Here is an 11,436-nt window from a genome sequence, read left to right on the forward strand (position 1 = left end):
GCGGCGCGGCCCCGGTGTCAGAGCGCGTCGGGGCCGCGCTCGCCCGTCCGCACCCGCACGACGGTGTCGACGGGCAGCGCCCACACCTTGCCGTCGCCGATCTTGCCGGTGTGCGCGGCCTTCACGACCGCGTCGATGGCGGCCTCGGCGTCCGCGTCCTCGACGACGACCTCGATCCGCACCTTGGGCACCAGGTCGACCTGGTACTCGGCTCCGCGGTACACCTCGGTGTGGCCGCGCTGCCGGCCGTAGCCGCTGGCCTCGCTCACGGTCAGGCCGTGCACGCCGAGTTCCTGAAGGGCGTTCTTGACCTCGTCGAGGCGGTACGGCTTGACGATGGCGGTGATGAGCTTCATGCCTGGGGGGTGACCTTCTGGGCGGGGGAGACGACGGAGGAGGAGACCGGGGCGCCGTGGCCCAGGACCCCGTGATCGTAGGCCGTCTCGGCGTGCACCGTAAGGTCCAGGCCCGTCTGCTCCTGCTCCTCGCTCGCCCGGAAGCCCATCGTGGCGTCGATCAGCCGCCCGATCCCGTACGTCACGGCGAAGGCATACACCCCCACCACGAGCACGGCGAGCAGCTGCTTGCCCAGCTGGCCGAGCCCGCCGCCGTAGAGGAGGCCCTCGGCGCCGCCGGTCATCGACTCCACGGCGAAGACGCCGATGAGGAGCGTGCCGATGACACCGCCGACCAGGTGGACACCGACGACGTCCAGCGAGTCGTCGTAGTTCAGCTTGAACTTCCAGCTCACGGCGTACGAGCAGACGACACCGGCCGCGAGGCCCACGACCAGCGCGCCGAGCAGCGAGACGGACCCGCAGGACGGGGTGATGGCGACCAGGCCCGCGACCGCGCCGGACGCGGCGCCCAGCGTCGTGGGGTGGCCGTCGCGCTTCTGCTCCACGAAGAGCCAGCCGAGCAGGCCGGTGCAGCCCGCGGCGAGGGTGTTGAGGAACGCGGCGGCCGCGAGCCCGTTGGCGCCGAGCGCGGAGCCCGCGTTGAAGCCGAACCAGCCGAACCACAGCAGACCGGCGCCCAGCATCACCATGGGCAGGTTGTGCGGGCGCATGGCGTCCTTCTTGAAGCCCATGCGCGGGCCCAGGACCAGGCACAGCGCCAGCCCCGAGGCGCCGGAGACGATCTCCACGGGCAGCCCGCCGGCGAAGTCCAGGGCACCCAGCTTCTCCAGGATCCAGCCGCCCGGGCCCCACACCCAGTGCGCCACCGGAACGTATACGAGCAGCGCCCACACCGGCACGAAGACCAGCCACGCCCCGAACTTCGCCCGGTCGGCGACGGCACCGCTGACCAGCGCGGCCGTGATGATCGCGAAGGTGAGCTGGAAGGTGGCGAAGAGGAGGGTGGGGACGGTGCCCTGGACACTGTCCGGGCCGAGGCCGCTCATGCCGGCGTGCTCCAGCCCGCCGATGAGACCGCCGGCGGCGTCCTCGCCGAAGGTGAGGGAGTAGCCGGCCGCCAGCCACACCACCGTCACCAGGGCGATCGACACGAAGCTCATCATCAGCATGTTGAGCACGCTCTTCGTGCGGACCATGCCGCCGTAGAAGAGGGCCAGACCCGGGGTCATCAGCAGGACCAGGGCGGTGGCTGCGAGCAGCCAGGCGGTGTCGCCGGTGTCGGCGCTTGCGGCGGCCAGAGGCACGGTGTCTCCAACGAGGTGGGGGCTCCGGGGGCTCGTCAGAGGGTCACCGTCGTGCGTTTCGGGTTGTGCACGGGGGTGTTTCCACGGTGTTTCGTTGCGTGAGGGTTTCGAGAAGCTCACCGCGCGGGGGGCGCGCGGACCGCTGTGCGAAGGGGCTTCGTGGATCAGGGAGAATGGGCGGCATGAGCGTTCGCATGCAGTCATCCGAAGAGTCGGGCGAGACCGTCCACCGCGCCGGCTTCGCCTGCTTCGTGGGCCGTCCCAACGCGGGCAAGTCCACCCTCACGAACGCTCTGGTCGGCCACAAGGTGGCGATCACGGCGAACCAGCCGCAGACGACGCGGCACACGGTGCGGGGCATCGTGCACCGCCCGGACGCCCAGCTGATCCTGGTCGACACCCCCGGGCTGCACAAGCCGCGCACGCTGCTGGGGGAGCGGCTCAACGACGTGGTGCGCACGACGTGGGCCGAGGTCGACGTGATCGGCTTCTGTCTGCCGGCGAACGAGAAGCTCGGTCCGGGTGACCGTTTCATCGCGAAGGAACTGGCGTCCATCAAGAAGACGCCGAAGATCGCGATCGTCACCAAGACCGACCTGGTGGACGGCAAGACGCTCGCCGAGCAGCTCATCGCGATCGATCAGCTCGGCAAGGAGCTGGGCTTCGAGTGGGCGGAGATCGTGCCGGTGTCGGCGGTCGGTGACAAGCAGGTGGGTCTGCTGGCCGACCTGATCGTCCCGCTGCTGCCGGAGGGTCCGGCCCTCTACCCCGACGGGGAGCTCACCGACGAGCCCGAGCAGGTCATGATCGCGGAGCTGATCCGGGAGGCGGCGCTGGAGGGCGTCCGCGACGAGCTGCCGCACTCCATCGCGGTCGTCGTCGAGGAGATGCTCCCCCGCGAGGACCGCCCCGCCGACAAGCCCCTCCTCGACATCCACGCCTTCGTGTACATCGAGCGCCCCAGCCAGAAGGGCATCATCATCGGCCCCAAGGGCAAGCGCCTGAAGGAGGTCGGCATCAAGTCCCGCAAGCAGATCGAGGCGCTGCTCGGGACTCCGGTCTTCCTCGACCTCCACGTGAAGGTCGCGAAGGACTGGCAGCGGGATCCCAGGCAGCTGCGCAAGCTCGGGTTCTGAGGCGTCGTCGGGGTCTGTGGCTTGTCGGCTCGCGTGTCGCTGGTGCTTCGGGGCGTTGCTGGGTGCGCCGGCCGCGCGGCGGTAGCCGCATGTCGACACAGCCTCGACCTCCATGTGAAGGTCGCCAAGGACTGGCAGCGGGATCCCAGGCCTTTGTGCGAACCGGGGTTCTGACGTCCCGCGAGGCCATGGCGAGAGCCTTGGCCCCGTGACGTCCCCGCACCGCGTTACGAAGCCGCCCCCAGGCTCGCCCACACCGCGTTTCCGCCCGTGAGGGTCGAGCGGGTGATGCCCCAGCTGTCGGCTATCTCGCGGACGAGCAGCAGGCCGCGGCCGCCCTCGTCGTCGGGGCCGGGGCAGCGGTCGGGGATGCCGCGGCCGGTGAGGTCGCCGTCGTGGACCTCCAGCCGGAAGCGCGCGTTCGTCATCAGCTGGACGCCGCACAGGATCCGTTCGCTGAGCGTGTGCAGCACGGCGTTGGTCACCAGCTCGGACACGAGCAGCACGGCGTTCGCGCACACCTCGTCGGGCACCTGCCACGCGGCCAGCCGCGCGCGCATGGCATGGCGGGCGGCTCTGACGCTGGTCCGCTGCGGGGGCAGCTCCAGCCAGTCGGTGCGGTCCGGGCGCACCGCGTCCAGGAACCGGGGAGTGGATGTCGTGTGGGGGGACACGGCGATCGCCTTCCGTGGGGGGTGGGCGCAGTCAAGGAAGGGGCGAGCGGACAACGGAGCGGCCGGGTAGGGGATTTGCCGCTTCCGGAACCCTGGTCACACAAGTAACTATGCTCGGAGAGCAGTTCACGCTGCAACCATCTGCCTGATAATTTCAGAAGGACGGTATCGCCCGGGCGGAACGGCCCGGTGAGACGTTCAAGTCCTCACGAAGTCGGCGGCCGTGACGATCCTTCAGGAGGCACGGCGTGAACGACGCACGACCAGGCGCCGGCGCCGGCGCCCCCACCGTTCTCCGCATGATCCTGGGCCGCCGCCTCCGGGAGGCACGGCAGGGCGCGGGCCTGTCCCTCGACGACGCCGCCAAGGCCCTGCGCGTCACGCCGCTGACCATCCGCCGTCTGGAGAAGGCCGAGGTCGGCCTGAAGATCCTCTACGTCGAGAAGCTCCTGGAGACCTACGGGGCCGGCGGCCAGGAGATCGAGGAGTTCGTCGGCCTGGCCGAGCGGGCCAACGAGCCCGGTTGGTGGCACCCCTACCGCGATGTGATGCCGTCCTGGTTCACGGCCTACGTGAGCCTGGAGACCGGCGCCAGAACGCTGCGCACCTATGAGCCGCAGTACGTCACCGGACTGCTCCAGACGCCCGGGTACGCGCGTGCCGTGCTGCGCGGCGGCTTCCCGAACGACGGCGAGGACGAACTCGACCGGCGGGTGGAGCTGCGGCTGCGCCGCCAGAGCCTGCTCACCAGGCAGGACGCGCCCACGCTGTGGGTGGTGATGGAGGAGGCCGTGCTGCACCGGGTGGTGGGCGGCCCCGAGGTGATGCGGGAGCAGATCGACCGGCTCCTTCAGGCGTCCGAGCTGGAGCACGTCAGCGTCGACGTCGTGCCGTTCGCCGCGGGGGCCCACGTCGGGGCGTGCGCGCCGTTCACCTATTTCCGGTTCGAGGAGCGGGAGCTGCCCGACATCGTCTACAGCGAGATCCTCTCCGCCTCCGTCTATCTCGATCAGCGCGCGGACGTGGTGGCCCATCTGGAGGCGCACAACCGGCTGTCGCTGAAGACCTCGTCGGCGGACAGCAGGGCGCTGCTGAACCGCATGCGGAAGGAGTACTCATGACCGTCACCGAGGGCGTCGTCTACAACGGCATGCCCGCCTCGGACCTCGGCGAGCAGGGCTGGGAACGCCCGTGGAGCGGCCCCAACGGGGGCCAGTGCGTGGAGACGAAGCAGCTCGCCGACGGCCGCGTGGCGGTGCGCCAGTCGGCCGACCCCGCCGGTCCCGCGCTGATCTACACGCCCGAGGAGATCACCGCGTTCGTCGCGGGGGTCAAGCAGGGCCTCGCCGACCATCTGACAGCCCGCTGAAGCCCCCTCCGGGCCGGGCTCGCACCACCACCCCCCACTGAGAGGCACCACATGAGCACCTCGCACACCGCGCGGGACATCGACACCAGCAGGCCGCACTCCGCCCGCATGTACGACTACTACCTCGGCGGCAAGGACCACTTCGAGGTCGACAAGCTGGCGGCGGAGCGCGTCGCCGAGGTCTACCCCGCCATCTTCGTGTGCGCCCGTGAGAACCGGGCCTTCATGCACCGCGCCACCCGCGTCCTCGCCCGCGAGCACGGCATCCGCCAGTGGCTGGACATAGGCACCGGCATCCCCACCGAGCCCAACCTGCACCAGGTCGCCCAGTCCGTGGTGCCCGACGCCCGGGTGGTCTACGCCGACAACGACCCGCTCGTCCTCAAGTATGCAGAGCGTCTGATGCGCAGCACCTCCGAGGGCCGCACCACGTACATCGAGGCGGACGTCAACGACCCGCAGTCGCTGCTGAACGCGCCCGAGCTGGCCGAGATCCTGGACCTCGACCGCCCGGTCGCGCTGTCCCTCAACGCCCTGATGCACTTCGTCACCGACGCCCAGGACCCCTACGGCATCGTGCGCCGCCTCCTGGACGTGCTGCCGTCCGGCAGCGCCCTGGCGCTGAGCCACTGCACGCCCGACTTCGACCCGGCGACCTGGCAGAAGGTCACCGACATCTACACCACGGCCGGCACACCGGTGCAGTTCCGCTCCGAGGAGGAGGTCGCCCGTTTCTTCGACGGCCTGGATCTGCTCGAGCCGGGCGTCAGCGTGGGCCACCGCTGGCGGCCCGACGCCACCGGAGGCGACGCCCCGACGGACGCCGAGGTCAGCCTGTGGACCGGGGTGGGCATCAAGCCGTAGGCCGCTGCGATCGCAGCAGCTCCCGGTACCAGTCGTACGAGGCCTTCGGGGTCCGCTCCAGGGTGTCGAAGTCGACGTGGACCAGGCCGAAGCGGCGTGCGTAGCCCTCCGCCCACTCGAAGTTGTCGAGCAGGGACCACACGAAGTAGCCGCGCACGTCGACGCCCGCCTCCACCGCCCGGTGCAGGGCCCGGACGTGGCCGTCCAGGTAGGCGATGCGGTCCTGGTCGTCGACGCCCGGGTACGAGCAGCCGTTCTCGGTGATGATCACGGGCGGGAGCCGGTCGCCGTAGCGGTCGCGGAAGGTGGTGAGGACTTCGGTGAGGCCCCCGGGGACGACCGGCCAGCCGAAGTCCGTGACCGGGTGTCCTTCGATCTCCCGGACGGAGAAGGGCAGTTCGGCGGGCATGGTGATGCCGCCGAACTCGATCTCCGCGCCCTGCGGGGCACCGACCCTGGTCGGGGCGTAGTAGTTGATTCCGTACCAGTCGAGCGGCTCGGCGATCACCTTCAGGTCCGCCTCGACGTCGCCCGGCATCAGCTCGCCGATGCCGTCCGGGTAGCGGCCCAGCAGCAGCGGGTCCGCGAACAGGCGGTTCAGCAGCAGGTCGTAGAAGTCCGCCGCCTCCACGTCCGGCGCCTCGGTCGACGCCGCCCAGACCGGGCCGTGCGAGTTGGCGACGCCGATGTCGCCGGCGCCCGAGGCGCGCAGGGCCCGGACGGCCAGGCCGTGGGCGAGCAGCTGGTGGTGGGCGGCCGGCAGCGCGTCGAACAGCAGCTGCTTCCCCGGTGCGTGCACGCCCAGGGCATGGCCCAGCAGGGTGTGCTCGGCAGGCTCGTTCAGGGTGATCCACTTGGTCACGCGGTCGCCGAGACGGTCCGCGACCCGGGCCACGTACTCGGCGAAGCGCTCGGCCGTGTCCCGCTCCAGCCAGTCCAGGTCCGCCGGCAGGTCCCAGTGGAACAGCGTCGGCACCGGGCGCACGCCCGCCGCGCACAGGTCGTCGACCAGCCGGTCGTAGAAGTCCAGGCCCTTCTGCGAGCGCACCCGCGGCCAGGAGATCGAGAAGCGGTAGGCGTTGACGCCCAGGCCGGCCAGGAGGGCCACGTCCTCGTGGTGGCGGTGGACGTGGTCGCAGGCCACCGCCGCCGTCGAGCCGTCCTTCACCCGTCCCGGCTCGGCCGTGAAGGCGTCCCACACGGACGGCTCGCGCTCGTTCACGCCGCCCTCGATCTGGTGCGCGGAGGTGGACACGCCCCAGAGGAAGCCGGCCGGGAAGCGGGGGATCGGGTTGCCTGCGTCAGTCGCCATGCGCGGATCATCCGTACCGGCGGTAACTCAAGTCAACAGGACGCCGCCCAGGACCTGTTACGCCCCCTCCTTCAGGACTCGCGAAATCAGCTTGCGCTGCTCGTCCGTCAGCCGGGGGTCCGAGCAGTAGACCGTCTTGCCGTCCACCGTGATCTGGTAGCTGAAACCGTCCGGCACCCCGACCGGCGGAGTACCCCGGCCGGCGGCCACGGCCTGCTCGGCCAGGGCGTGCCACTCGGCGGCATCCGGGCGGTCCGAGGTGTCCACCTCGGCGTACCGCTCGATGCCCGCGAACCCGCCTGTGCGCCTCACCTGAATCCGCATGGCACCTGTCTAGTACGGAACTACAGGGTCCGCACCCCGACCTGCTCCCAGCCCTTCGACACGGCGTCCAGCTCCTCCCCGTCGCCGAAGCGCTCCCGGGCGGCCTTCACGGTGAGCGTCGCGAAGTCGGCGAACATCGCGTCCTGCCTCAGTTCGCCGCCGGTCAGGACGTCGTACCAGACCTGCCCCGCCCGCTCCCAGGCGTGGCCGCCCAACGCCGTGGCCGCGAGGTAGAAGGCGTGGTTGGGGATGCCGGAGTTGATGTGGACACCGCCGTTGTCCCGGCCGGTGCGTACGAAGTCGTCCATCGTCGCCGGCTGCGGGTCCTTGCCGAGGACGTCGTCGTCGTACGCCGTGCCCGGCTCCTTCATGGAGCGCAGCGCCACGCCCGTCACCCGCGGGGCGAGCAGTCCCGCGCCGATCAGCCAGTCGGCCTCGGCGGCGGTCTGGCCGAGCGTGTACTGCTTGATCAGGGCGCCGAAGACGTCCGAGAGGGACTCGTTGAGCGCGCCGGGCTGGCCGAAGTAGGTGAGGTTGGCCGTGTACTGGGTGACGCCGTGCGCGAGTTCGTGGCCGATGACGTCGATCGGGATGGTGAAGTCGAGGAAGATCTCGCCGTCCCCGTCGCCGAAGACCATCTGCTCGCCGTTCCAGAAGGCGTTGTTGTAGTCGCGGTCGTAGTGCACCGTCGCGTTCAGCGGGAGTCCGCTGCCGTCGATCGAGTCGCGCCGGTAGGCCTGGAGGAACAGCTCGAAGGTGGCGCCGAGGCCCGCGTAGGCGCGGTTGACGGTGGCGTCCTTGCCGGGCTTGTCGCCCTCGCCGCGGACCTTGTGGCCGGGCAGATCGGTACCGTGCCGGGCGTCGTGGATCGTGCGCTGCGGCTTGCCGTCGGCGACCGCGGCGACGGCACTCGCGCCGATGACCGTGGTGAGGCGGCGCTGGGTGCGCTCGAAGGCGTCGCGCTGCAGGGTGCGGCGGGCGGGACCGGCGAGCGCGGGGTCCTCGGCCTGGGCGAGCCGGTCGAGGACATGGGGCGGAACGATGGTGCAGAAGACGGGCTCGAAGCCCCCGTGAGTCGTCATGCCCGGCACCTTTGCACTGCGTGACGAGACTGTCACTAGTCGCCACCATGATTGGTGAAATACCGGGACAACGCCCTTCACGCTCCGTGCTGAGTGCTATGGCGAAGTGGCATAGCGCACTTTTTGTCCTGTTTGGGCGTCCGGTCCCGCATACTGATACGACCCCACGCGCCGGGGAGCGGCTCGGCTAACATGCTGCGCATCATGCGTTTCGGGCTGCTTCTCCTTAGCTGCCGCGGCGAGGGCCTGTAGTCGAGGCCGACTCCCTCCCCGCGGAGCTTGGTGCTGCGTCGTCGGCCGTCCTTCCGGACACCCTCTGAGGAGCCCCCGCATCATGGCGAACCGCCAGCAGCCCAGTTCCATGCCGATCCACAAGTACGGCCGCTACGAGCAGGTCGACATCCCGGACCGCACCTGGCCGGAGCAGCGCATCACCACCGCCCCCCGCTGGCTCTCCACCGACCTGCGTGACGGCAACCAGGCCCTGATCGACCCCATGTCGCCCGCCCGTAAGCGCGCCATGTTCGACCTGCTGGTCAAGATGGGCTACAAGGAGATCGAGGTCGGCTTCCCCGCCTCCGGCCAGACCGACTTCGACTTCGTGCGCTCCATCATCGAGGAGCCCGGGGCCATCCCCGACGACGTCACCATCTCCGTACTGACCCAGGCCCGCGAGGACCTGATCGAGCGCACGGTGGAGTCCCTGAAGGGCGCCAGGCGCGCCACGGTCCACCTGTACAACGCCACGGCCCCGGTCTTCCGCCGGGTCGTCTTCCGCGGCTCCAAGGACGACATCAAGCAGATCGCCGTGGACGGCACCCGGCTGGTCATCGAGTACGCCGAGAAGCTGCTGGGCCCGGAGACCGAGTTCGGCTACCAGTACAGCCCCGAGATCTTCACCGACACCGAGCTGGACTTCGCGCTGGAGGTCTGTGAGGCGGTCATGGACGTCTGGCAGCCCGGCCCGGGCCGCGAGATCATCCTGAACCTGCCGGCCACCGTGGAGCGCTCCACGCCGTCCACGCACGCCGACCGCTTCGAGTGGATGGGCCGCAACCTGTCCCGCCGCGAGCACGTCTGCCTGTCGATCCACCCCCACAACGACCGCGGCACCGCCGTCGCCGCCGCCGAGCTGGCCCTGATGGCCGGCGCCGACCGCGTCGAGGGCTGCCTGTTCGGGCAGGGCGAGCGCACCGGCAACGTCGACCTGGTCACCCTGGGCATGAACCTGTTCTCCCAGGGCGTCGACCCGCAGATCGACTTCTCCGACATCGACGAGATCCGTCGCACGTGGGAGTACTGCAACCAGATGGAGGTCCACCCGCGCCACCCGTACGTGGGCGACCTGGTCTACACGTCCTTCTCCGGCTCCCACCAGGACGCCATCAAGAAGGGCTTCGACGCCATGGAGGCCGACGCGGCCGCCAAGGGCGTCACCGTCGACGACATCGAGTGGGCCGTCCCCTACCTGCCGATCGACCCCAAGGACGTCGGCCGCTCCTACGAGGCGGTCATCCGGGTCAACTCGCAGTCCGGCAAGGGCGGTATCGCCTACGTCCTGAAGAACGACCACAGCCTGGACCTGCCGCGCCGCATGCAGGTCGAGTTCTCCAAGGTCATCCAGGCCAAGACGGACGCCGAGGGCGGCGAGGTCACGCCGAAGGACATCTGGGCGGTCTTCCAGGACGAGTACCTGCCGAACCCCGAGAACCCCTGGGGCCGCATCCAGGTCCGCAACGGCCAGTCGACGACCGACACCGACGGCGTGGACACGCTGAAGGTGGAGGCCACGGTCGACGGCCAGGACACCGTCCTGACCGGTTCGGGCAACGGTCCGATCTCGGCCTTCTTCGACGCCCTGCAGTCCGTCGGCATCGACGTACGCCTGCTGGACTACCAGGAGCACACGATGAGCGAGGGAGCCTCCGCGCAGGCCGCCTCCTACATCGAGTGCGCGATCGACGGCAAGGTCCTGTGGGGCATCGGAATCGACGCGAACACCACCCGGGCCTCGCTGAAGGCCGTCGTCTCGGCCGTCAACCGCGCGGCTCGCTGACCAGCCGTACGGGTCTGCGGCACCAGGCCGCTCACAGATGCCGCAGGGGCTCCGTCCGCCGATCTCCGGCGGGCGGAGCCCCGTCGTATACCGGCCATTTGCTGTGGAGGTCACGGAAAGGTCTCCTCCGGGGTGCTGACTCCTCGTCTCCGATGTGGCTAACATCACGCAAGCGCGGCGACGTTGCCGTGCGGCGTGACGGAGGTGCGACGTGCTGCCAGGACGGGGACGAAACGGCCATGCCGCCAGGCTTTCGCGCATCCTGGGCACCCGAACCGCGTGGACGGCCGCCGGTGACGGAGAGTTCTTCTGCCCCGGCTGCGGTGGCGACCGCAACTACCAGCGGCTGACCGGGCAACGCCGCTTCACCCTGCTCGGCCTGCCCGTGCTGCCGCGCGGCGAGACCGGGCCGGTCGTGGAGTGCGCGGCCTGCCGCCGCCACTTCGGCACCGACGTCCTCGACCATCCGACCACCACCCGCTTCTCCGCGATGCTCCGCGACGCCGTGCACACCGTCGCCCTCGCGGTGCTGGCCGCGGGCGGCGCCGGGGCCCGTACGGCGCTGGAGGCCGCCGTCCTCGCCGTCCGCGCGGCCGGTTTCGACGACTGCACGGAGGAGCAGCTCGCTGCGCTCGTCGAGGCGCTGGAGGCCGACACCGGCCGGATCGCCGGCGAACCCTGCGGCGCGGGGCTGGCCATAGAGCTCCACGAGGCGCTGGACCCGCTCACTCCGCACCTCGCCGCCGTCGGCCGCGAATCGATCCTGCTCCAGGGCGCCCGCATCGCCCTGGCGGACGGCCCGTACACCACGGCCGAGCGGGACGTGCTGGCGACGGTGGGAGCGGCACTCACCATCTGCTCCGACGACGTGACCCGGCTGCTCGCGGCCGCGCGCACGCCTTCGTAGGGCACACCTGCCGTTACTCCCCGGGGAGTAACGCCCGGCCGGGACCGCC

At 70.4% G+C, this 11,436-nt stretch carries 12 protein-coding genes; 6 read left to right on the top strand and 6 right to left on the bottom strand.

Going from position 1 to position 11,436, the window contains the following annotated elements; translation table 11 throughout:
* Positions 1 to 17 precede the first annotated feature (17 nt).
* Together FDO69_RS16875 and FDO69_RS16880 are read right to left on the bottom strand one after the other, a co-directional pair.
* Positions 18 to 356, bottom strand: coding sequence for a P-II family nitrogen regulator (locus FDO69_RS16875; protein WP_104780656.1), 339 nt, complete (start codon positions 354 to 356; stop codon positions 18 to 20).
* On the bottom strand, positions 353 to 1,663 hold the full coding sequence (locus FDO69_RS16880; protein WP_104780657.1) for an ammonium transporter: 1,311 nt from the start codon (positions 1,661 to 1,663) through the stop codon (positions 353 to 355). Before FDO69_RS16880 ends, FDO69_RS16875 begins: the two co-directional genes overlap by 4 nt.
* Positions 1,664 to 1,845: 182 nt before the next feature.
* Here FDO69_RS16880 and era point away from each other — a divergent pair, with 182 nt between their 5' ends.
* Positions 1,846 to 2,799, top strand: coding sequence for a GTPase Era (gene era / locus FDO69_RS16885; protein ID WP_104780658.1), 954 nt, complete (start codon positions 1,846 to 1,848; stop codon positions 2,797 to 2,799).
* A gap of 227 nt (positions 2,800 to 3,026) precedes the next feature.
* Here era and FDO69_RS16890 read toward each other — a convergent pair whose 3' ends face one another.
* The gene (locus FDO69_RS16890) at positions 3,027 to 3,473 is read right to left on the bottom strand and encodes an ATP-binding protein (RefSeq protein WP_104780659.1); all 447 of its coding nucleotides are present in this window, start codon (positions 3,471 to 3,473) and stop codon (positions 3,027 to 3,029) included.
* A gap of 248 nt (positions 3,474 to 3,721) precedes the next feature.
* Here FDO69_RS16890 and FDO69_RS16895 point away from each other — a divergent pair, with 248 nt between their 5' ends.
* The 3 genes from FDO69_RS16895 to FDO69_RS16905 are packed head-to-tail and all read left to right on the top strand — an operon-like array spanning position 3,722 to position 5,706.
* On the top strand, positions 3,722 to 4,594 hold the full coding sequence (locus FDO69_RS16895) for a helix-turn-helix domain-containing protein (protein WP_104780660.1): 873 nt from the start codon (positions 3,722 to 3,724) through the stop codon (positions 4,592 to 4,594).
* Positions 4,591 to 4,842, top strand: a complete 252-nt coding sequence (locus tag FDO69_RS16900; protein ID WP_104780661.1) for a DUF397 domain-containing protein — start codon at positions 4,591 to 4,593, stop codon at positions 4,840 to 4,842. The genes FDO69_RS16895 and FDO69_RS16900 overlap by 4 nt, the downstream gene beginning before the upstream one ends.
* A 51-nt stretch (positions 4,843 to 4,893) precedes the next feature.
* A complete protein-coding gene (locus FDO69_RS16905; RefSeq protein WP_104780662.1) occupies positions 4,894 to 5,706 on the top strand; it encodes an SAM-dependent methyltransferase in 813 nt (270 codons plus the stop codon).
* Here the strand turns inward: FDO69_RS16905 and FDO69_RS16910 are convergent.
* The 3 genes from FDO69_RS16910 to FDO69_RS16920 are packed head-to-tail and all read right to left on the bottom strand — an operon-like array spanning position 5,696 to position 8,424.
* Entirely contained in the window at positions 5,696 to 7,018 is a 1,323-nt protein-coding gene (locus FDO69_RS16910) for a GH1 family beta-glucosidase (protein WP_104780663.1), read from the bottom strand. The genes FDO69_RS16905 and FDO69_RS16910 overlap by 11 nt on opposite strands.
* Before the next feature lie 57 nt (positions 7,019 to 7,075).
* Complete coding sequence (locus FDO69_RS16915) at positions 7,076 to 7,342, bottom strand: protealysin inhibitor emfourin (RefSeq protein WP_104780664.1); 267 nt, start codon at positions 7,340 to 7,342, stop codon at positions 7,076 to 7,078.
* Positions 7,343 to 7,362: 20 nt separating this feature from the next.
* Positions 7,363 to 8,424: a M4 family metallopeptidase gene (locus tag FDO69_RS16920; RefSeq protein ID WP_104780665.1), complete on the bottom strand. Its 1,062-nt coding sequence runs from the start codon at positions 8,422 to 8,424 to the stop codon at positions 7,363 to 7,365.
* Positions 8,425 to 8,758: 334 nt separating this feature from the next.
* Between FDO69_RS16920 and leuA the strand changes: the two genes are divergently transcribed.
* Together leuA and FDO69_RS16935 are read left to right on the top strand one after the other, a co-directional pair.
* Positions 8,759 to 10,480: a 2-isopropylmalate synthase gene (leuA, locus tag FDO69_RS16930; protein ID WP_104780666.1), complete on the top strand. Its 1,722-nt coding sequence runs from the start codon at positions 8,759 to 8,761 to the stop codon at positions 10,478 to 10,480.
* A gap of 211 nt (positions 10,481 to 10,691) precedes the next feature.
* A complete protein-coding gene (locus tag FDO69_RS16935) occupies positions 10,692 to 11,387 on the top strand; it encodes a TerB family tellurite resistance protein (RefSeq protein ID WP_104780667.1) in 696 nt (231 codons plus the stop codon).
* Positions 11,388 to 11,436: the final 49 nt, after the last annotated feature.

The organism is Streptomyces tibetensis (genome assembly GCF_007655005.1).
Lineage (GTDB): Bacteria > Actinomycetota > Actinomycetes > Streptomycetales > Streptomycetaceae > Streptomyces > Streptomyces tibetensis.

Bases quoted from the DNA above. Each gene is read 5' to 3' on its own strand.
- FDO69_RS16875 (WP_104780656.1), bottom strand. From the start codon at position 356: ATGAAGCTCATCACCGCCATCGTCAAGCCGTACCGCCTCGACGAGGTC.
- era (WP_104780658.1), top strand. From the start codon at position 1,846: ATGAGCGTTCGCATGCAGTCATCCGAAGAGTCGGGCGAGACCGTCCAC.
- FDO69_RS16900 (WP_104780661.1), top strand. From the start codon at position 4,591: ATGACCGTCACCGAGGGCGTCGTCTACAACGGCATGCCCGCCTCGGAC.
- FDO69_RS16905 (WP_104780662.1), top strand. From the start codon at position 4,894: ATGAGCACCTCGCACACCGCGCGGGACATCGACACCAGCAGGCCGCAC.
- FDO69_RS16910 (WP_104780663.1), bottom strand. From the start codon at position 7,018: ATGGCGACTGACGCAGGCAACCCGATCCCCCGCTTCCCGGCCGGCTTC.
- FDO69_RS16915 (WP_104780664.1), bottom strand. From the start codon at position 7,342: ATGCGGATTCAGGTGAGGCGCACAGGCGGGTTCGCGGGCATCGAGCGG.
- FDO69_RS16920 (WP_104780665.1), bottom strand. From the start codon at position 8,424: ATGACGACTCACGGGGGCTTCGAGCCCGTCTTCTGCACCATCGTTCCG.
- leuA (WP_104780666.1), top strand. From the start codon at position 8,759: ATGGCGAACCGCCAGCAGCCCAGTTCCATGCCGATCCACAAGTACGGC.